The sequence below is a fragment of the Desulfitobacterium sp. genome (assembly GCF_035539115.1).
Classification (GTDB): Bacteria; Bacillota; Desulfitobacteriia; order Desulfitobacteriales; family Desulfitobacteriaceae; genus Desulfitobacterium_A.
This window is the reverse complement of sequence record NZ_DATLJA010000053.1, coordinates 1-20662: the sequence shown is the minus strand read 5'-3', so window position 1 is coordinate 20662 and position 20662 is coordinate 1. Positions and strand designations below refer to the sequence as shown.

Sequence of the window (20662 nt, the reverse complement as noted above, 5' to 3'; positions counted from 1 at the left end):
AAGAAAACTTGGCTAGCACCAAGCCCTAGCGAAGGTGGTAGGCCTAGTTGCCTTATCCTGCCGGACTTAACCACTTGCATCGTAGGAGAATGAAAGCCGCTGGTTGCACTTATACTATCTGCCCCAAAATTTATACTTTCTGTTAGTAAAAAAAAATCTCCTCCCTAAAAGGGACGAGAACTACCCGCGGTACCACCCTGATTCAGCCCAGACGGACTGCAACTTGTTTTTCCCGATAACGGAGGAACCGGGCTTATTTTTTTAATAAGCCACTCACAGGGGAATGTTAACATTCATCACTGAATGAGGAGTTTAACTTAGTTGGCTTTCAGTCTACGACCAACCTCCCTAAAAAGCAAAAACTCCTTTTAGCCTGATCATCGCGCTTTCACATAATTAGCATACTTTCGGTAAAGCAGATATACGTTTGGCGAACCGGTTGTCTCGAAGAGCTCCCAGAACCACTCTGCAGATGACATCGCTAAGCCCAACTTTCTCTGATTTTCTTCAAACCTTTCCCAGAAAATTATAGCATTTCAGCGTAAGGTTGACAAGAAATCCAGGCAAATCAAGTTTGCAATAACCCCTTTCGGCGGGCAATTTCATAAAGAATAATTCCAGTCGCAATTGCTACATTAAGTGACTCTACTTCATTGCTCATCGGCAGGGTCACCTGGGTTAGTTCTGATGAACGAAATATCTTCGAAGGCCCATTGCCTTCATTTCCTACCACTAAGGCCAAAGGAAGCGAAAATCCGGTTTCATACAAAGGCTCTCCGTCGATATCCGCGGTTAGGATATTTAGGCCTTTGGACTCAGCAAATTCTACCACTTGTTCAGGTAGGCAATCCGTCAATACCTTCAGGGCGAACACCGTCCCCATAGTACTGCGTAAAACCTTCGGATTATACAGATCAACGGTCCCTGTCGTTAGACAAACCTGATCGATTCCTGCAGCCAAGGCTGTTCGTAGAATCGTGCCCAGATTACCCGGATCTTGAATTCCATCGACAATTAAGAGCATTGTTTGGGAATCAATGTCTAAATCGCCCCAACTTAGATTCTTAGACCCAACAATGGCAAGTATTCCTTGGGGTTCTTCGGTTTCACTCATCTTGCGCAGAACTTTGTCATCGACCTCGAGAATCGGAATTTTACGTTCGCTAAGCACTTCCCATAGAGAAGGCCAAAATTTCTTTGTCTTTTCTGGACAAACGTAGATCTGGTGAATTTCCGCTTCGCGCCGAATCGCTTCTTCAACGAACCGCCAACCTTCAATCAGAAATTCCCCATATTCCTTCCGAGCCTTGTGTTTTTGCAAAGCAACGACATGCTTAACATGTTCATTTTGCAGTGAGGTCAGCACTAGCAATCACCCTCAAGGAAATATTCTCTCATCTTAAAGATGGAGTTAATAAAGAAAACTTGGCTTGCGCTAAGCCTCTGGCGTAGGCGGAAGCCTTAGTTGCACTTATGCTATCTGCCCAAAACTTATACTTTCTGTTAGTATAAAGAAAACCTGGCTTTCGCCGAGCTTTGCGATAAAGAAAACTTGGCCAAGCGCCAAAGCGCTGGCCTTAGTCGCCTTATCCTGCCGGACTTAACTACTTGCATCGTAGGAAAGCGAAAACCGCTGGTTGCACTTAGAGTTTATCTGCCAAAAATTTATACTTTCTGTTAGTAAGAAAAAGGGTGCTTCTGCACCCTTTTTAACTTATTTTGCGTTAACTTTTGTGTTGACTTGCGCTTTAGCTACATTCACTAATTCAGTGAAAGCAGCAGCATCGTTGATTGCAAGCTCAGCCAAGATTTTACGGTTAACTGATACACCGGCTATTTTCAAGCCGTTCATCATCCGGCTATAGGACAGACCGTTCATGCGAGCAGCCGCATTGATCCGAGCAATCCACAATTTACGGAAATCACCTTTTTTGTCCTTACGGTGGGCATAAGCGTAGGTTAAAGATTTTAGGACTTGTTCATTGGCCGGGCGGTAGAGTTTACTCTTCGCACCACGGAACCCTTTAGCGAGTTTTAGAATCTTTTTATGACGCTGATGCTTCGTTACCCCTTTTTTTACACGGGCCATAGCGAAGACCTCCTTATTTTGTTAATTATCTTATAGGTAAGCAATCATATTAGCAATGCGCTTCGCATCGCTCTTATGCATAACCGTCGTTTTACGAAGGTTGCGTTTACGTTTTGGCGATTTTTTCTCCAGCATGTGGCTTGTATAGCCATGGGAACGCATAATTTTACCTGTTCCGGTTTTCTTAAAACGTTTCGCAGCTCCGCGATGAGTTTTCATTTTTGGCATTTGGGTGATCCCCCTCTCGTGTTAGTCATGTTTAATAGGCGTTAAGATCATAATCATGTTACGCCCTTCTAGCTTAGCATCACGCTCTATGTTAGCCTCAGCTTTGCAGAACTCCGCAAGGCGTACACATAACTTTTTCCCTAAGTCAGGATGTGTAACTTCCCGGCCCCGGAACATAATCGTTACTTTCACCTTGTCGCCATCTGCTATAAAGCGTTGGGCGTTGCGTGCTTTTGTTTCGAAGTCATGGTCCTCAATATTCGGGCGCAATTTAACTTCTTTGATCTCCGTGGTCCGTTGTTTTTTACGGGCCTCTTTGTCTCGCTTAGCCTGCTCGTATTTGTATTTCCCATAATCCATGAACTTACAAACCGGCGGCTTCGCGGTCGGAGCAATTTCCACCAAGTCCACGGATTTCTCCACAGCACTTTGTAGTGCATCTTTGAGCTGCACAATCCCGAGTTGTTCCCCTTCTTCACCGACGAGGCGAACCTCTCGAGCCCGGATTTCATCATTAATCCGTAAATCCTTACTAATAACAAACCACCCCCATACAAAATATTTCCAAGAAAAAGTCTTAAAAATAAATAAAGACGGGTGACTACCACCCGTCTCTCTAAACAAATCATGAGCACAAAAAAGCTCAGGACCTAAAGATACCTTATCGACTAAAGCCATAAGGTGAGAAGCGGATGGCTTCTTCTTGAACATTATTATTATATTTGTTTGCAAGGCTTTTGTCAAGTTAATTCCTGGTTGTGAAAATTAATAGGGTCGTGTAGCTTCTCGTACATCCATTCACTCAGCGCTCCAGGGCTGTCGAACTCGTTTCCGAAGGAGCTTAGCCAAACCTCAGGGTAATACCTGAAGTAAACCACTGGCACGCTAACCTTTGAAAACTTCGTTCGACTGCACGCCCCTCCGCCGCAAATCGTTCACTACTGTGCGAGAAGCTACGCTATCAGGTCTTTGGAGCAGGGTTCTCGTTTCACTTCTCAGGAGGCGAGGCAGACGCACATCAAGTGCGAATGCGAATGCCTGCCCCCAGCAATGTCCCTAGGCGCTGCTTTGGCCTAAGGGAGCGGCTTAAAGCGAGTAGCTAACCGAACTTAGCGAAGAAGTCGAGCGGAGGCGGGACCGCGCACACGACGTGCGCGGCCGACCGTGAGCCAGGGATGGCGAATTGGGAGGGTATTCCGCCGGAGCCTGAATTCTGAACTCTAGTTCGGTCTGCGAGCGCCACAAGCGACCGTGGCCAAAGCGGCACCGCTACCCAAGTTTCTTACTTTTGATTTCTTCTTGAATCATAGTAATGAATTCAGGGATGGACATCTTCTCACCAGAGTTATCTTGGCCATAACGACGCACAGCAACGGTGTCAGATTCCGCTTCCTGATCCCCGACGACGAGGGTAAACGGGATTTTCATAGTTTGGGCTTCCCGGATTTTATAGCCAATCTTTTCGCGGCGTTCATCGACTTCGGCACGAATATCTAAATCATTGAGGCGGTTGAAGATGTCTTGAGCATACGCTTGATGCTTTTCACTTATCGGCAGAAGTCGAACTTGAATCGGAGCTAACCAGGTCGGGAATGCACCCGCATACTGTTCTGTGAGAAGGGCAATAAAGCGCTCGATACTGCCATAAACGACCCGATGAATCATTGCCGGTCGATGCTTTTGTCCATCTTCTCCAATATACGTAAGGTCGAATACCTCCGGCATTTGGAAATCCAGCTGAATCGTTCCGCATTGCCAAGTCCGCCCTAAACAGTCACGGAGGTGGAAGTCGATTTTCGGCCCGTAAAAGGCACCATCACCAGGATTAATTTTATACTCGATACCTTTAGCCTCCAAAACATCTTTTAGGGCGTTCGTAGCCATTTCCCAAGTTTCATCTGAACCCATCGAGTCTTCCGGACGAGTGGAAAGTTCCACATAGTATTCAAAACCAAAGGTTTTATAGAAATAATCTATGAGTTCAATAACCCCAATGATTTCATCTTTGATCTGAGACGGGAGCATAAAAATATGCGCATCATCCTGGGTAAAGTTCCGAACGCGAAGTAAACCGTGCAACGCACCAGATAATTCGTGACGGTGCACTAATCCCAGTTCCCCTACCCTTAACGGAAGATCACGGTAACTTCTCATTTTGGTTTTATACATAATCATCCCGCCGGGGCAGTTCATCGGTTTAATAGCATAATCCATGTCATCAATTTTGGTGAAATACATGTTTTCCTTATAATGATCCCAGTGACCGGATTGTTCCCAAAGACTGCGGCTTAGGATAACGGGGGTCTTAATTTCCTGGTACCCTCTTTTGTGATGCTCTTTACGCCAGAAGTCTTCAAGTTCATTACGGAGAATCATGCCCTTGGGATGAAAGAAGGGGAAACCGGGTCCTTCATCATGCAGACTAAAGAGATCAAGCTCCAAACCGAGTTTCCGGTGATCCCGCCGTTTCGCTTCTTCCACCTTAAAGAGGTAATCGTCTAAATCGGCTTGTTTCGCCCAGGAAGTTGCATAAATACGTTGGAGCATCTTGTTCTTTTCGCTCCCTCTCCAGTAGGCACCGGCAAGGTTAAGAAGCTTAAACGCTTTGATCTTCCCGGTAGATGGAATATGCGGCCCAGCACAAAGATCAGTAAAATTGCCTTGGGTATACATCGATATGGCTACATTATTGGGTAGATCTTCAATCAGCTCAACCTTGTATTTTTCTCCCCGCTCGCCAAAGAAGTCCAAAGCCTCACTCCGAGAAACTTCCCGTCGTTCATAGCTATAATCTTCTTTGGCAAGGCGGCGCATTTCAGCTTCAATTCTTTCCAAATCCTCAGGTGTAAAAACATGTTCTGAATCAAAATCATAGTAAAAGCCATTCGCAATGGCTGGTCCGATTCCAAGTTTGGTACCTGGAAAGAGATTTTGCACTGCTTGAGCCAGTACGTGAGAAGAAGAGTGACGGAGAACTTTCAACCCTTCCTCACTTTCTAGAGAAAGAATTTCCACTTCAGCATCCTCATTTAAAGGATAGGACAAATCTTTATCCTCACCGTTAACCTTGCCGGCCACCGCAGCTTTAGCTAAACCGCGCGAGATCGAAGCGGCCAAACCCGCGAGCGTTGTTCCCTGTTCTACTTCGCGCACGGAGCCATCCTTTAATATTACTTTAACCATTGGCTTCACTCCCTTAAAAATAATAAAACTCCCGTCCCGCAATGGGACGAGAGTTGATTCCCGTGGTTCCACCCAAATTCTTGTCGTTAAAAAATTTCGTTGCCAATCTTATTTTAACGCTAGACTTTGACCCTTAACGCGGGAAACGTCTAAGCTTACTTCTCGTTCAGCTTATCACTCCAGGTTGGTCTTCCCCTACTAACTCATAAAAATGCTTACAGCCTATGGCATTTTCTCTCTAGTATGAGTTTAAAATAAGGTACTCATCCTGTCATCACTTTACCCCAAAATATGATTTGGATTATGAAGTTATAAATTAGTATATTCTCCCTAAATTGCTTTGTCAAATCTCCTCGCAGATGAAACAGCCATCGTTGCAATAACTCACTCGACCGTCAAACACCTTAACGATAGTTTGTAGGGTATCTTTATAGCCATTATAGCGAATATGCAAGACAATTCGCCGGGGAGCAACTGCAATTATTGCACTCACCAGCATATCCTCATAAGAAAATTCATTAACCTCATTTCCGAAGGAAAGATCATCAATATATTGATTCGTGACCTTTTTCCCTTCTTCGTTATAAAGATGGAAGTTGCCCTCGGAGGTAATCCCGACATGTAATGTATCCAGGCGCGGATTTTGACTATCCACGAAATGCTTCAAGAGCTCAATAAACTCAACATACTCTTTTTCGAGTACATGCTCATCGACAACATACGAAACCGCTTTCTTGACTTCTTCTTTGTAAGCTTGCGCCCGGAAACGTAAAAAGCCTTCGATATCAAACAAGGGTTGCGTGTCTAAACACGTGATGATTTGATTGACCAGCGTAGTCTTGCGATTAATTGAATAACTTTTCCGTTCCGAAGGACGTTGATTCAGATACTCTAACGCTTTAGTCAGAACCTGCTCTGCCTCTTCCTTTTCCAACTGATATTTCCTTTTTAAAAGCCAACGAACATGATCCTTTTCCCATTGATTCAATATCGTCTCCGCTAAGGCATTGGCAAGATAATAACTATGAATTCGTTTCAAAGTATCTTGCTCTCCATCGTATTCCTGAGCGGGAAGCTGAAATTCACAATCAATTAGCCAACGTTTGCCTTGTTGATGCTCATAGATAATCATCGGGAGCGCTTCCTGATCCCGAAGTTCCCTTAAACGTTGGCATATACTTTCCCTGTAGTATTGAGTACCCAGCTGTACGGAATGTTCCAACCTGCCATCCCTCCATAGTAGAGTATATGACCTGGTTGCGGTCATAATTTCGGTACAAGCACCTTTTTAACCTGATTATTTTTCTCTGGCTCGGATAATATCGTTTTTTCTCACCAGTTCCAAAGCAGATCTCCAAGAGCCCTCCGCCATTTCCTACTATTTCCAGGATGAATTCGACTTATACACCAGCATGAAAATACTTAGAAGTTGTCTAACTCCCCATTGTAAAAAGAAAAAACCTTGAATCCTCTAAATTCAAGGCCTTCAAGGTTTTTAAAATCTTGATTTAAGGGACGGTTCTTCTGCTTCCTTTGGAAGCAGAAGAACCGTCCCTTTGTTTAGGTTATTCCCCTGCACTTGCTAAAAGATCCTTAACATAATTAGGCAGAGCAAAGCTCCCTTTATGAATTTCAGTGTTATAATACTTTGTTTTCAGTCCTAAATTGTTCCAAGCTTGCTCGTCGATATCAGTCAGTGGATCGTACTTTTTCGAGGCAAAACCAAATAACCAGTGACCCGACGGATAGGTTGGAATATGAGCCTGATAAACCCTGCAAATGGGGAAAAATTCTTTAATCCGCTTATGAGCTCTTTGCATAGACTTAGCATACTCATCATAATAGGGGCTCTCATGCTGGTTGACGAGGATGCCATCCTCCTTCAAAGCCTTATAGCAATTACCGTAAAACTCTTTGGTAAACAGCCCTTCCCCCGGTCCGAAAGGATCGGTGGAATCAACAATAATCAGATCATAGGTATTTTCTTTGGTACGAACAAATTTCAGTCCGTCCTCAAAATACAGATGTACCCTTGGCTCATCCAACTTACAGGCAGTCTGAGGCAAATATTCTTTGCACACATCCACAACCATTTTATCAATTTCCACCATGTCAATGTTTTCAATAGTTGCGTAGCGCGTCAGCTCTCGCACTGTTCCGCCATCCCCTGCGCCAATAACCAAGACATTCTTAATCTTTGGGTTAGTTGCCATCGGCACATGGACAATCATGTCATGATAGATAAATTCATCCTTTTCAGTAACCATCATTAAGCCATCCAGGGTGAAGAAATTGCCGAATTCTTTGGAGTTAAAAACATCAATTCTCTGAAATTCACTCTGTGCTGTATATAGGGGCTTATCCACCTTGATGGAAAAACGAACATTATCTGTGTGTTGTTCTGTATACCATAATTCCATGTTATCGTTCCTCCACTACTCTAATGTTTTCAATAGCCATATCCTCTGTACCTGTCAAGGAACTGCCCTTGGCCTTGGCATAAGTGATATAATCAATGATTTCTGCAGTTATCCGTTCTCCTGGCGCCAAAATAGGTATACCTGGCGGGTAAGCCATGACAAACTCGCCACTTACATACCCTATACTATCTTTGATGGCAACGGAATGTTGATCAGAATAGAAGGCTTGCTGTGGTGCTATCACCACCTCTGGATTAATATACTCATGATCGAGCATTCCCGTTTTGTCCCTCGTATATCGTCTTTTTATTTCGGACAGAGAAGAAACAAGACGTTCCAAGGCCAAGGCGCGATCCCCCACAGATATAATCGCCAAGATATTACCGATATCTCCAAATTCGATCTGAATTCCGTAATCATCACGGAGAATATCATAAACCTCAATCCCCGCCAGCCCTATGTCTCTTGTATAGATAGAAAGCTTGGTACGGTCAAAATCGAACACCGAATCTTCATTAATAAGTTCTGAGGAAAAAGCGTAGTAGCCCCCGATTTTATTGATTTCTTCCCGCGCATAGTCTGCCAGGGAGAAGACTTTTTCGAAAATACGTTTACCGTCTAAAGCGAGATTGCGTCTGGAAATGTCCAGAGAAGATAGCAGCAAATAGGAGCCACTGGTTGTCTGTGTTAAGTTAATCGTTTGCCGCACATGACCTGTGCTAAGACGGCTCCCTATGAGCAAAAACGAACTCTGGGTTAAGCTACCCCCTGTTTTATGCATGCTGACAGCCGACATATCAGCTCCTGCCGCCATCGCACTCACTGGCATATTCTCGCCAAAGTAGAAGTGGGTTCCATGCGCCTCATCCACCAAGACAACCATATTATGACGATGGGCAAGCTCAGTAATGGTCCTTAAGTCAGAACAAATCCCATAATAAGTCGGATTATTAATAAAGATCGCTTTGGCCTCTGGATTTTCAGCGATCGCCCTTTTGACTTCGTCAATAGACATGCCTAACGATATCCCCAACTTTTGATTGACACCCGGATTCACATAAATAGGAATTGCTCCACTAATGATTAGGGCATTAATGGCACTCCTGTGGACATTACGAGGCATGATGATTTTTTCGCCTTGTTTGCAAACGCTCATAATCATCGCTTGAACAGCTGATGTTGTTCCGTTGACCATAAAAAAGGCGTGATGGGCTCCAAACGCATCGGCGGCCAATTCCTCAGCTTCTTTGATTACGGAGACGGGATGGACAAGATTATCTAACGGTTTCATCGAATTGACATCCACCGAAAGGCATTTTTCACCTAGAAATTCCGTAAGTTCGGGGTTTCCTCTGCCTTGTTTATGTCCGGGCACGTCAAAGGATACTACCCGCATCGATTTATATTTTTGCAATGCTTCATAAATAGGCGCCTTGTCTTGCCCGAGTGAATGCATGAAAACCACCGCCTTTCATAATAAGCATAGTCAGTAAACATTATGCCACTAGTTATTCAACCCTAATATTATACCCTTGCCTACCATCTTTTACAAATGAGATAATACGCAGACTTTCATACGCTGCTGCTAAAGTTATTTGGGGTGATCTCCACTACCCTATGTTAAAAATGACCTGGAACGTTGTTCCTGATTTTCCTGACTCAAACTTTAAATCTGCATTATGCCTTTGAACAATGCCCATGCAAATCGCAACTCCTAGCCCAGTGCCTGTATCTTTCGTCGTAAAAAATGGAGTGCCTATTTTTCCTTGAATTTCTTCAGGAATACCACAGCCTTGGTCTATGATTGCCAGGAAGACCTTTCCCTCCTGTTCATAGGTCTCAATAGTAACCGCTCCTTGCTCCGGGGTAACCTCTAGTCCATTACGCACTAGATTCAGAAGGAGCTGTCTTATTTCATTTTCATTGAGCAATAAAACAGGAAGCGGATTTAACGCTAAGATGACTTCTTTGTTATTGTTAACCGCATCCGCTTGCAACATCGGGTAAACCCTATGGATGATATCATTAATATTATGGGATTGAGTTGAATCTAAATTGGTCTTGGTAAGGGATAAAAAATCCGTAATAATGGAATTGGCCCGGTCTATTTCCGAAATCATCAAGTCAAAATGATCTTTCTCTTCTGTGTATTTAGGTTTTATTCCAAGAAATTGCAAAAGGCCCTTAACCGTGGTCAATGGGTTCCTTATTTCATGGCTAATTCCCGCAGCCAATTGACCTAAAAGATTAAGTCTTTCAAGTCTCGAAAACTCCTTTTGCTGTTTTCTCAACTCAGTTACATCTCTAACGAAAATAGATAACCCCTCACTGAATGGATAAGCGTGACATTCATATGTATTCACGGAGACTTTATCCTGCAAAGTTTCCATTACGTGTTCCCAATGCATGGCTATACTTTCAGATATTGCTTGCTGCATTTTCTGATAACTGATTGATTCTTTAAACTGAGGAGATATTTCAAAGATAGTTCTTCCTAGTAATTCCTTCTCAGATTGATTAATAACCTTCGCCATAACAGGATTAATGAAAGTAAGTACCCAGTTCTTGTCCAAAGACAAGAAGCCATCCGAAATTCCTTGCATAATATGAACGATCTTTTGTTTTGATGTTTCCAATTCTATGTTGATACGTTCTAGTTCTTCGGTATAAACGATTATTTTATTTAAGACTGGTTTCAATTCCGGAAGTTTATCTATATCGCAATCATACCCACTTTTATGATCAACGATCGCCTGGCTGAAATGATCTAGATATCTCTCTATTCGCTTCAAGTGTTTGCGAATGAGTAACATCATTAAGGCTGAAAAGCTTAAGGCGAGGATTGTGAAAAAGGTGATCTTAAAGAATGATTCCAAAGAAAGTTTAAAATCTGTAGCGTAGGTCCAGATATAACCCCTTAAACTACCTTCTTGATATAGGGGCAAACTAATAATATTCAAGCTAACCAGATCAATCTCTCGGATCTGATTATCCTTTTCAAGTGTGGAAAGAATTGAAGACACAGGAAGATCGAGCTCCTTATCATTAAAGTTCGACACTAAACCGAGTTGAATATCATAAAACGCGATTGAATTGCTGTTATTTGGGTGCTTGCTAAGAAGAGGCTCGATAAGTTCTTTTATCTCTTGTTTCTTTTGCACTGTTGATACTTGATCATTTACCTCGATTCCTTCTATCTTTTGAATTAAGTTGCTTTGCGACTGAATTTCAGATCTTACCTCCTGTGCAGTGGTAAGCAATTGATATTTGAGTCGAAGCTCTTCCTTATCCCAGAAGTTCTGTTGAAATATAAAGATGAATATCAGGATAAAGGCAAAAATACTCAATGTAAATTTAAGAAGAGTAGTTTGAATGATCGATTGGTTAGGAAGAACTTTGTTCATTTCCTCCTCCTCTTGCTTTGTTAGTATGACAAATTTCATATTCTACGATGAATATCTTCAATTATCTTAAACGATTTAGAAGCTAGGTTAATAACCCAGCTTCTAAATCGCTCTTCTGAATTACTTTAGTAAGGCTTTGGGTGTCTTGGGCTGATAAAACCAAAATCCACAAGCAAAGACAGAGGTTGCACTCGCTAGAACGAATAGCATTGAGGCAATGGCTGCAAAAATAGTCTTTTTCACACTAGTCACCCCCTCTCCTATTAAAAATGGGAAGCAGAGTTAGTGATTGACAAAACACTCCAGAACACATACTAACTTCTATCAGGAGACTACCTGAGATGAAGCTAATAAAGGAAGAAACAAACACGAAAATAATAGATATAACTTTAAGGCTAGACTTCAATCGTACGGAGTTGATCGGCTTATTTTCGCTTTCAACGGGAGCTAAGAGAAAGACAACTATTAAAGAAAAGAGCCAAAGGAGTAGAAGCGCGTAATCATTAAAAAAGTAATTTTCCACAAGTGTTTTAGCCAAAAGCCCGATTGAACTATAAACTAAGGCACCTGAAACTAAACATTTTAATGGCGTATTAAAATGGGCCCCACCCGATACTCTTCGGAGTAAAACACCGGAAAGAGCCGCTATCAGAGCAGGTTTTAGTGCATTAACAAGCAGTCCAAAAATGATTAAGAGCAGAGTTCCAAATATAGAAAGGAGTGCTGTTTCAATAGCGTAGGCAATGACTTCCTTTTTTTCCTCGGTATATTCTAACTCCTTGGTGATTAAGTTAGCGAAATCATCGCTAAGCTCTGAAAGGGTAATCACGTTTTCAGCCTTCTTTTCCCGCGATTAAGTAGATAAGCGAAAACAAAGAGGAGGATAACATGTGTTTCCCCAATTACGATCCTTAAGAGTTGGCTATCAAAGATGGTCTCTTGAGAAACCTTAAAAATAGCCATGAATGCGGATATACTTCCAATCTCAAAAAGCACTAATGCTAAGAAGCTTATCAGGGTTGCAATTATGGCCTGACTCACATCTCCTCTACCCATTATAGTTAACAGAATAAAAAGCAGAATCACGAGAACAATGGTATGTATTCCAAAAGGAACAGGTAATAGCCTTACAATATAAGCCACCAGGGCTAAAAAAATCCCTATGGGAATGACTCTCTTCCATTGAAAAGGAATTCGAGCGATAATAAAAGCCAGGGCGACTACAGCAATTTGTTCCGGTATTCCTTGCAAAAGCAAATCGATGAATGGAATATTGATAGAATTCGACCTCCTCTAATTGATATACCTAGCTATTTCTACATAACCCATAAAAATCCTCCTCGTGAAAAACAACCCATTGAATCAAATTCAATGGGTTGTAATGAAAAAAACCTTGAATCCACTTTTATCAGGGGCTTCAAAGTTTTCTTAGTTTTCCTATATGGTGGGTTTGAGAGGACTCGAACCTCCGACCCCCGCGATGTCAACGCGGTACTCTAACCAGCTGAGCTACAAACCCATATGTGGTGCCGATGACCGGAATCGAACCGGTACGGGCTTTAGGGCCCGCGGGATTTTAAGTCCCGTGCGTCTGCCAGTTCCGCCACATCGGCAAAATTGATAAAATTGGAGGCGGCACCCAGATTTGAACTGGGGATAAAGGTTTTGCAGACCTCTGCCTTACCACTTGGCTATGCCGCCAATAGAATGGAGCGGGTGACGAGATTCGAACTCGCGACTTTCACCTTGGCAAGGTGACACTCTACCACTGAGTTACACCCGCATGTTATGGTGCCTCAGGACGGAATCGAACCGCCGACACGAGGATTTTCAGTCCTCTGCTCTACCGACTGAGCTACCGAGGCAAATATGGCGACCCCGATCGGATTTGAACCGACGATCTCCTGCGTGACAGGCAGGCATGTTAAACCACTACACCACGGGGCCGTATTCGATGTTCGAACCTTAACCCCTATCTTCGTCGAACTGCCGACATCCTGCTTGTAAGGCAGGCGCTCTCCCAGCTGAGCTATTCGCCCGGCCCAGCTGACGAATTCCCGGCTCAACTGACGAATTTTAGTATACACAAAAATCGCGATCCTGTCAAAGATTTTCTGCAAGTATTAAACGTTAAATTCGCAGAAGTAGGTTAGTTATTCCTTTTTCCGCCTGACAAAGCTTAGAATTACTTCCCGTACTAGTTTAGCCGCCAATAAGGCAGTCCGTTCACTCGAGTCCGTAGCCGGAGAAACTTCAACAAGGTCAAAACCCACGACATTTAAATCCTGAAGAGCGTGGATGGCTTTAATAATTTCACGTGAAGTGCAGCCACCTGCTTCCTGAGTCCCCGTTCCTGGGGCAAATGCCGGGTCGACCACATCAATATCTAAGGTTACGTAGATGGGTTTCCCCTTCAATTCTGGTAAGACAGCCTTTAAGGGCTCGAGAACCTCCTCAAGGACGAGATGCGTATTCTCTTGAGCATAGAGAAATTCTTCCCGGATTCCGGAGCGTATTCCAAATTGATAGACTCGCTTTGGCCCAAGCATTTCGGTAACTTTCCGCATAACGGTTGCATGAGAGTTATTTTCTCCATAATAATCCGCCCGTAAATCGGCATGTGCATCAAAATGAACGACCGTTAAATCAGGATATTTCTCAACAAAAGGTTTAATGAGAGGATAGGTTACTAAATGCTCCCCTCCGAGGAAAATCGGAAACTTGCCATCCTTTAGGACTTGACGAGAAGCCTTTTCAATCAAGTCAAGGGATTTATCAACATTACCAAAGGGCAAGGCTAAATCGCCAAGATCGCAATAATCATAGTCCCCTAAATCCCGATCTAAATAGACACTATATTCTTCGATTCCAATCGAGACATTTCTAATACTTAAAGGTCCCATCCGAGTTCCCGGACGGAAACTAACGGTATAGTCCATGGGAATTCCTAAAATAACTGCGTCTGACCCCTCGTAAGGGGAGTCTCCACCTATAAATATCCCGGGTTTATCCACCATTTCTTCAAGATCTATAGTCTGCTCTACAGTACCCACGATAATCCCTCAGCTTTCTTAATCTGAAAAGCAATTGCTCTTTACTAATTATAAAGAAAACTTGGCTTGCGCTAAGCCTCTGGCGTAGGCGGAAGCCTTAGTTGCACTTATGCTATCTGCCAAAAATTTATACTTTCTGTTAGTAAAATAAAAGAGGGAGAACTCTCCCCCTTTCTCTTTTAGCTTGCGCTTAATTTACAGATGCTTTCTTTTGCCTGAGCTCAACATCCTCAATAGCAATCGAGCGTGTATGTTGAGTATGAGACCATTCTTTTTCTTTTCGGTTTATAAAACCGAGGAAACAAATGGGAATCCAACTATAGATAAAGACAGGATAGAGAATCAACCCGAAATATGCCCGCCAAGGTAAGCGATCCAGTGCTAACGCGGCAATGGGGTAAACAAGTTGAAACGCAGATAAGATCTGCCACCCCGACCACGGCATTACAACAGAAAATATATGCGTGTAATGCGGTTGAACAACAGAAATCAGGTTCGTGAACATAAAGAAAGTTGCAATCAAGGTCAATGCCGGCTGGAATAAATGAACTGCGGCATCAAAATACATAATTTTACGTTCTCTAAATGCCTTTATGACAAGAGGAATTAAGTAGCGTCCTGCACAATCAATCTGTCCCTGAGCCCAACGCTTCCGTTGACGCCAAGATTGAGCAAACGTCAGGGGCTTTTCGTCATAAACAATAGCTTCATGCGCCCAGGTTGTCTTAATTCCATATGTCAGAGCCTTCATCGTGAACTCAAGATCTTCCGTAAGTGAGGTTGCGCCCCACCCTATTTTCTTAAGTACATCCGTGGAAATACACATACCCGTTCCGCCGAGGACATTCGATAGATGCCCTGTATTATATCGTGCAAGTTGAAGCATCCGATTTGAAAGCCAAAACGTAATCGAGAAGGCATTCGTAACCCATGTATCAAAAGGATTCTTGGAATCTAAATAACACTGAATGATCTTATCCCCTTGACATAATTTACTGTTCATTTCAATGAGAAAGCTCTGGTTAACAAGATTGTCTGCATCGAAAATAATCACAGCATCATATTGCCTTTCCCTTTTGAAAAGCCGATGAAACAGCCACTCGAGAGCATAACCCTTACCCCGTTTTTCAGCGTTGAAGCGTTGATGCACGATCGCGCCGGCATTTTTCGCAATGAGTGCAGTTTTATCCGTGCAATTATCTGCCACTACAAAAACATCATAGAGCTCTCTAGGATAATCGAGTTTAAGCAAATTCTCAATGAGTTGTCCAATTACGGCTTCCTCATTATACGCAGAGACAACCAAAGCAAATGACTTTCCAGGTGTTAATATCTTCTTTTCATGTCTCCGAAATAGGCCAAACATCGACAAAACAAAATAATACAACGTCATAAAGACAATGATAACCTGAACCGGAATCATGATCATATTAAACAAATGAGAACCGGTAACTCCGGACAAGAAACCCACATCTCCAACCTCCTTTTAACCTTCACAATTCTATCATAGGGTTTTTTCGGATGCAAGGCAAATCTTAAAAGTAAGTTTGTCCACTTCATAGATATGAAAATGGCTACTAATTATGCCATTAGCGCCGATAAAATAATTTAAGCAGGAAAAAGAGGATAATGGAGGCACAAAACACTAAGAAAGCAAGACTTGCTTTTAAAGCATAGCCCAATGAAGACCAATAGATAGCAGATACCTTCGATCCAGCCACCCAAGGAATCGCCCCCCGAAAAACCTCCGCTATTCCCTGAACCATAATAACCAACAATATTAAACCCGAAATCATTGCTATTATACCCATGAATCCGGCTGGAGTATCCATTTTCCAACGCCGGATTAATTCCTTTTTCATCCAAAAAAAATCCATTCCCATATTACGAATCCATCTATGCCACATAGTCGACACCTCTCTTCCCTAACATCGTATGTAGCGATGTTACTCAAAAGAATTCACCCATATATTGTATAATTTGGGTAAATCTTGTCTATACTCAAGATCAAGGAGGTGGGTACCCATGCCAAGGACCTCAGATGATGGTAAATTTGTTCATTGTACTTTTTGTAATCAGAAATTCCGCTTTGAATACGATGCTGTTAAACATGAAAAAGAAAAGCATGCCGATCAAATCTAAATTTGAAGAAAAGACGTCATAAAGGCATAGGTTATATAAGAATATTTAACCTATGCCTTTATGACGTCTTTTCTTTGTACTTTAAGAACACGCTCCAAAACTAGATTGCAACAGTAATAATAGCAGCCACCGCAATAGCAACTAAAACTAAGATAAAAATTAGTGATTTAACATCAAGATGGATTTTTTCCAGCATGATTACTCCTCCTCTTCTTCATGAACGGTATGGAAATAATCCGCTGCGCAGCGATGAATTATTAGTACTAATAGTAGATCATATTCATCCTATTGTAATTTAGGCCAAACAATCTCAGTTATCTCTAGTCTAGTTTATGTGAATCGAACAGTACATGCATCTTATTAACCACTCTGTCTTTAAAGAAAAATCCGACGGAAAATAGAAGTACAGCTATCGTTGAAAGGACAGTCACCAATAGGTAGTTTTTGGTCTGTAAATTTGTACCAATATAGACTGATACAAAAAGAGCTGGAAATCTTGCTACTGTCGTTAGAGTGAAAAATCTTAATGGTTTCACTGGAGTTAGACCCGCGATATAACTCAGAATATCCTTCGGGAGCCCAGGCAGCAGAAACAAGACAAACATCACAATATCCGCCTTTTGACTTTTCATCAAGAAGTTTAACCGTGTCAGCTTATCTTGCGAAACAAAGACTTTGACTAAAGGATAACCTATTAGTCGTGAACCATAAAATACGACTACTGTCCCCACAATCGCACCGATGGCAAGGTACAGGGTTCCTAGCCACACTCCATAGATGTAACCCCCTGCTATTTGAATAACTTCCCCAGGGATAGGCGCAATCACCATCTGCAAAATCTGGAAAAACAAAAACACAAAGATTCCACTATAACCGTAAGACTGTACCAAATCTCTAAATTTTTCAGGTTCACTTAAAAGCTTCGTGATTTCTGGAGCATATTTCATTGTGACATAGACTAAAAGAACAATAAATGCTACTAGCAATACGATATTGAAAACGGGAATCTTTTTATTACGAATGTAAATGGTTCTCACCCTCTAGATATGTTCATTGTCTATTTGAATTAAATTCTACCCTAACCCAATGGACCGTTTTAGTATTCCTTATTATCAGTGCGAGATGGGAATTCATAAATGGTAGCACTTTCTGTTTCAAGTTTAGAGCGTGATTCCCCTGTCTCTTTCCTGCTTGGGTCCTGACCGTTTACTAACATCCCCATATCTAAGTTAAAATACCAGTAAGGGCTATCCTTCAAACTTTCAAAGCCTAGTCTTTTCCAAAACTCTTTACATCTTGCTTTATGATGCTCATATTGAGCTTCGTCAGGCTTTGCCTCTCTCTCGGAATCATATGCTGGCTCAGGTATAACAATGAAACAACCCGCATTTAAATTGAATTGGGCCTCGATAGCGTCAGCCAATATATGGATTGCCGCAGTTCCTACATTTTTATCCCTAAACTCCGGATATATCATCAAAGATTCGATTGCAAAAATATTCTGACTCAGAAACCCCTCATGGTACTTACGTCCCATATCATAAATCTCATATGTATATTGATCCACATTATCGAAAACCTCTAAAGGATCGAATTCGTCCTCTTCACAACATTCTATATCAAACAATCTTCCAATGAGTAAACCTGCTTTTTCATGAACTTCGTTGTTCTCATCATGTACGAAAATCTCAAACTCGATAGATTTTAAATACAGATCCTCACAAAAGGCTTCTTCCCTATACGATGTTTTCCCAGAAAGCAACTCCTTAATATCTATTGCAGTGGATCGAAAATCACCGTCATAATACGAAGAGAGCCTCCCTATTATACTAATTCTTGAAATGTCTGCCATGGTCAACCTAATTCCTCCAATGATTTTAAAACTGACTCCCTTTGAATCTAGTTCTCAGCGGCTTTTATAACAGCTTTTTCTTATTCTAAACAACTATTCTCTACCGACTCAGAGATCCCCTTTATTACATGCCTTTATTAGGCTTACTTTATGTAGGCGAGCTTTACTATATCCTTTTTCTTGGCTGTTGGCCGAAAAACTCTCCTTGGCTTCGATTAGCTAGTTAGACGTCGCCGTCGTCAAGTAACCTTTTGGGCATAGTAGAACATGTCTATTGTTGTGTTCCCATTGCTTTCGTAGTATACATCTCGTTGAAGTTGTATAATCCTTAAATTATTCTCCCTTAGCAATTCTCGGATAAATCCTTCCGAGTAATAATTAAAGAATATATAGTCGTTAGGGCTGAAACTCGTTGTCTCAAAACCTGATTTTGAGCCCTCCATACAACTTAAATATAAGAAGCCACCCTCACATAGAGTTGCCCCGATATCATGAAGCAATTTCTCTGCTTCCATATTTGATAAATGCGGTAGACAAAATGATGCTATTACCGCATTATACTCCTCACCCATTAGGTTCATATCTCTGATATCTCCAACAAGGAATTGTACATTTGGGGAAACGACATTTGCACGGGCGCGGTTAACCATCTCTGTGGAAAGATCGATGCCTAATATTTTAAACTCTTTATTTAATTCAACCAAAAGCTTGGAAGCATTTCCAGGACCACAACCGACATCTAAGACCTTGGCTCCCGGCGATAAAATATTACAGAATGCCTCTAATTTCGTTTTGTAATTCTCGAAATCCATAAACTTAATTTGATAATAACCCGCACGTTTGTTGTATGTCTCGATCGCCTGTCTTGTTTTATCCATACCAAGCCCTCCGTGGTCTCGAACTTAAAAACCTATAACAAATAAACATATCCCATATTTTAATTGCGATGTTTCTTTCAACGATCTCATTTTTGATTTGTTCCTCCATAATGACTTTATCATCTATAACTGCCACCGTATGTATTGGGTACTTTTCAGTTGAACATCCCATTAGAATGCTTGAAACAAGAAAGATCACAATTACAATTAACAAGCTCTTCCTTGACACCTTTGCATCCCCCCTCGACACACTAACGTTCAGCCTTAAAGATTGCAACATCTGGCTGCAGAAGGTAATCCCATCTTCCTCTAACCCCTTTATGTCTAGCTCCTACCTCGATGTGTACCATGGCAATTCCACAATCCAAACATTTAGAAATATGATATGAATCCTTTACACTATCGACGGAAATTTTTATAGCATCGGTCTCAACAGAAAATCGCCATGGCTGTCTGTTAACTGCCGAGGGTGCCAATCGAGCAAGTTCTAATGCCGATCTAACCCAATCAGGCCATTCAGTTTTATATCGCTCCAAGCACAACGCTTCCACATCCTTCCGTTTATGCCCTGAAGCGAACCCAGACATAAACTTTTCTTCTAAACTATATTGTTCTGAAGCATAACCGAAAGGAGAAACAGCTAGTATTTGTTCATCCTGACTAATTGCTATCTGTTTACTTACTATCTCTGGCCTAAAAAAACCTCCGACCCAGCAAGTTGCTAAGCCCATTGAAGTGGCCTCTAATATGAAACATTCACCAATATAGCCAACCTTCTCTTGAACATGTGGATCTTCCATGTTGCCAATGAAAGCGACGTAAGCTGGGGCACCTTTAATCTTCCCGTAAGAACCTATCGCACCTTTCAGCACGTTTTCAGGGCTTTTGTTAACTATTACTGCCCTTGCACCACCAACATTTCTATTAAGTTCTTCAGCGAAATCAGCTAAGTAAGCTACTTCCTCGAAAGCTAAGGGCTTACCATTAAACTGACGCCTAGAACGACGTTGAAAAATAGCTTCATACCATTTATCTTCTGGTATTTGCATATATTCTTGCTCCTCCTTCGAATCTGCCTCTCCAAGAAATTAAACGAAGATAAGCCGAGTAAAGTTGCCATAACCGCCATGGCTATTTTCTTACCTTATCTGCCGTAGTTTTTTCATCCACAAGCTTCATCCGTTAAATGTTTAAGATTCTTAGTTCTATCCACCATTTTCCATCATACTCGTTCGACCTATTACAGACTCCATATTATGCTCAGACATTGACATGTCCGAGTCACGGTAGAGAATAGCAATAGGTAAAGCTTTGATACTATCTCCACTTTTTGCCGGCTAAGTCGGAGGGATTGCTCCCTCTTTCTCGCCTAAGAACCGTACGTGTTGATTTCCCAACATACGGCTCAGGCAT

Annotated in this window: 19 protein-coding genes, 6 tRNA genes and 2 other annotated features; all 25 genes read right to left on the bottom strand. The window is 42.0% G+C overall.

The features are described from left to right. Nucleotides 1–568 precede the first annotated feature (568 nt). The gene (locus tag VM640_RS09910) at nucleotides 569–1366 is read right to left on the bottom strand and encodes a TrmH family RNA methyltransferase (RefSeq protein WP_325391733.1); all 798 of its coding nucleotides are present in this window, start codon (nucleotides 1364–1366) and stop codon (nucleotides 569–571) included. Between the two features lie 348 nt (nucleotides 1367–1714). Further along, nucleotides 1715–2089, bottom strand: a complete 375-nt coding sequence (gene rplT, locus VM640_RS09905; protein ID WP_325391731.1) for a 50S ribosomal protein L20 — start codon at nucleotides 2087–2089, stop codon at nucleotides 1715–1717. Nucleotides 2090–2119: 30 nt separating this feature from the next. Continuing rightward, a complete protein-coding gene (gene rpmI, locus VM640_RS09900; protein ID WP_325391729.1) occupies nucleotides 2120–2317 on the bottom strand; it encodes a 50S ribosomal protein L35 in 198 nt (65 codons plus the stop codon). Between the two features lie 21 nt (nucleotides 2318–2338). After that, complete coding sequence (gene infC / locus VM640_RS09895) at nucleotides 2339–2854, bottom strand: translation initiation factor IF-3 (protein ID WP_325391737.1); 516 nt, start codon at nucleotides 2852–2854, stop codon at nucleotides 2339–2341. A gap of 42 nt (nucleotides 2855–2896) precedes the next feature. Then, nucleotides 2897–3028 (bottom strand) — a sequence feature (ribosomal protein L20 leader region). Nucleotides 3029–3586: 558 nt separating this feature from the next. Further along, nucleotides 3587–5500, bottom strand: coding sequence for a threonine--tRNA ligase (gene thrS, locus VM640_RS09890; protein ID WP_325391727.1), 1914 nt, complete (start codon nucleotides 5498–5500; stop codon nucleotides 3587–3589). A 39-nt stretch (nucleotides 5501–5539) separates the two neighbouring features. Then, nucleotides 5540–5784: a binding site (T-box leader), on the bottom strand. Nucleotides 5785–5843: 59 nt separating this feature from the next. Continuing rightward, nucleotides 5844–6722: a putative sporulation protein YtxC gene (gene ytxC / locus VM640_RS09885; protein ID WP_325391725.1), complete on the bottom strand. Its 879-nt coding sequence runs from the start codon at nucleotides 6720–6722 to the stop codon at nucleotides 5844–5846. A gap of 343 nt (nucleotides 6723–7065) precedes the next feature. Continuing rightward, the gene (gene speE, locus VM640_RS09880; RefSeq protein WP_325391723.1) at nucleotides 7066–7920 is read right to left on the bottom strand and encodes a polyamine aminopropyltransferase; all 855 of its coding nucleotides are present in this window, start codon (nucleotides 7918–7920) and stop codon (nucleotides 7066–7068) included. 1 nt (nucleotide 7921) lies between these two features. Beyond that, entirely contained in the window at nucleotides 7922–9376 is a 1455-nt protein-coding gene (locus VM640_RS09875; protein WP_325391721.1) for an aminotransferase class I/II-fold pyridoxal phosphate-dependent enzyme, read from the bottom strand. A 154-nt stretch (nucleotides 9377–9530) separates the two neighbouring features. Beyond that, nucleotides 9531–11324, bottom strand: a complete 1794-nt coding sequence (locus VM640_RS09870) for a two-component system sensor histidine kinase NtrB (protein ID WP_325391719.1) — start codon at nucleotides 11322–11324, stop codon at nucleotides 9531–9533. 120 nt (nucleotides 11325–11444) lie between these two features. Next, nucleotides 11445–11567, bottom strand: coding sequence for a cyclic lactone autoinducer peptide (locus VM640_RS09865; protein ID WP_325391717.1), 123 nt, complete (start codon nucleotides 11565–11567; stop codon nucleotides 11445–11447). Between the two features lies 1 nt (nucleotide 11568). Further along, nucleotides 11569–12153 (bottom strand): accessory gene regulator ArgB-like protein, encoded by a 585-nt coding sequence (locus VM640_RS09860; RefSeq protein ID WP_325391715.1) that lies wholly within the window; start codon nucleotides 12151–12153, stop codon nucleotides 11569–11571. After that, on the bottom strand, nucleotides 12150–12581 hold the full coding sequence (locus tag VM640_RS09855; protein WP_325391713.1) for a hypothetical protein: 432 nt from the start codon (nucleotides 12579–12581) through the stop codon (nucleotides 12150–12152). Before VM640_RS09855 ends, VM640_RS09860 begins: the two co-directional genes overlap by 4 nt. 185 nt (nucleotides 12582–12766) lie before the next feature. Then, nucleotides 12767–12843 (bottom strand) — tRNA-Val (locus VM640_RS09850). A 5-nt stretch (nucleotides 12844–12848) separates the two neighbouring features. Continuing rightward, nucleotides 12849–12937, bottom strand: a tRNA-Leu gene (locus tag VM640_RS09845). A gap of 14 nt (nucleotides 12938–12951) precedes the next feature. Then, a tRNA-Cys gene (locus VM640_RS09840) sits at nucleotides 12952–13025 on the bottom strand. A 7-nt stretch (nucleotides 13026–13032) separates the two neighbouring features. Next, a tRNA-Gly gene (locus tag VM640_RS09835) sits at nucleotides 13033–13107 on the bottom strand. 6 nt (nucleotides 13108–13113) lie between these two features. Beyond that, nucleotides 13114–13189 (bottom strand) — tRNA-Phe (locus VM640_RS09830). A gap of 5 nt (nucleotides 13190–13194) precedes the next feature. Next, a tRNA-Asp gene (locus VM640_RS09825) sits at nucleotides 13195–13271 on the bottom strand. Between the two features lie 206 nt (nucleotides 13272–13477). Continuing rightward, entirely contained in the window at nucleotides 13478–14341 is an 864-nt protein-coding gene (speB, locus tag VM640_RS09820) for an agmatinase (RefSeq protein WP_325391735.1), read from the bottom strand. 226 nt (nucleotides 14342–14567) lie between these two features. Beyond that, a complete protein-coding gene (locus VM640_RS09815; protein ID WP_325391711.1) occupies nucleotides 14568–15848 on the bottom strand; it encodes a glycosyltransferase family 2 protein in 1281 nt (426 codons plus the stop codon). Between the two features lie 118 nt (nucleotides 15849–15966). Then, complete coding sequence (locus VM640_RS09810; protein WP_325391709.1) at nucleotides 15967–16284, bottom strand: hypothetical protein; 318 nt, start codon at nucleotides 16282–16284, stop codon at nucleotides 15967–15969. A gap of 555 nt (nucleotides 16285–16839) precedes the next feature. Then, nucleotides 16840–17556, bottom strand: coding sequence for a TVP38/TMEM64 family protein (locus VM640_RS09805; protein WP_325391708.1), 717 nt, complete (start codon nucleotides 17554–17556; stop codon nucleotides 16840–16842). Between the two features lie 59 nt (nucleotides 17557–17615). Then, nucleotides 17616–18371, bottom strand: a complete 756-nt coding sequence (locus VM640_RS09800) for a hypothetical protein (protein ID WP_325391706.1) — start codon at nucleotides 18369–18371, stop codon at nucleotides 17616–17618. Between the two features lie 239 nt (nucleotides 18372–18610). After that, a complete protein-coding gene (locus tag VM640_RS09795) occupies nucleotides 18611–19249 on the bottom strand; it encodes a class I SAM-dependent methyltransferase (protein ID WP_325391704.1) in 639 nt (212 codons plus the stop codon). Nucleotides 19250–19500: 251 nt separating this feature from the next. Continuing rightward, the gene (locus VM640_RS09790; protein ID WP_325391702.1) at nucleotides 19501–20298 is read right to left on the bottom strand and encodes a nitroreductase family protein; all 798 of its coding nucleotides are present in this window, start codon (nucleotides 20296–20298) and stop codon (nucleotides 19501–19503) included. Nucleotides 20299–20662 lie beyond the last annotated feature (364 nt).

Coding starts and splice junctions, on each gene's coding strand:
- VM640_RS09795 (WP_325391704.1), bottom strand. CDS start 19,249: ATGGATAAAACAAGACAGGCGATCGAGACATACAACAAACGTGCGGGT.
- VM640_RS09870 (WP_325391719.1), bottom strand. CDS start 11,324: ATGAACAAAGTTCTTCCTAACCAATCGATCATTCAAACTACTCTTCTT.
- speE (WP_325391723.1), bottom strand. CDS start 7,920: ATGGAATTATGGTATACAGAACAACACACAGATAATGTTCGTTTTTCC.
- VM640_RS09875 (WP_325391721.1), bottom strand. CDS start 9,376: ATGCATTCACTCGGGCAAGACAAGGCGCCTATTTATGAAGCATTGCAA.
- thrS (WP_325391727.1), bottom strand. CDS start 5,500: ATGGTTAAAGTAATATTAAAGGATGGCTCCGTGCGCGAAGTAGAACAG.
- VM640_RS09800 (WP_325391706.1), bottom strand. CDS start 18,371: ATGGCAGACATTTCAAGAATTAGTATAATAGGGAGGCTCTCTTCGTAT.
- rpmI (WP_325391729.1), bottom strand. CDS start 2,317: ATGCCAAAAATGAAAACTCATCGCGGAGCTGCGAAACGTTTTAAGAAA.
- VM640_RS09790 (WP_325391702.1), bottom strand. CDS start 20,298: ATGCAAATACCAGAAGATAAATGGTATGAAGCTATTTTTCAACGTCGT.
- VM640_RS09810 (WP_325391709.1), bottom strand. CDS start 16,284: ATGTGGCATAGATGGATTCGTAATATGGGAATGGATTTTTTTTGGATG.
- rplT (WP_325391731.1), bottom strand. CDS start 2,089: ATGGCCCGTGTAAAAAAAGGGGTAACGAAGCATCAGCGTCATAAAAAG.
- speB (WP_325391735.1), bottom strand. CDS start 14,341: ATGGTGGATAAACCCGGGATATTTATAGGTGGAGACTCCCCTTACGAG.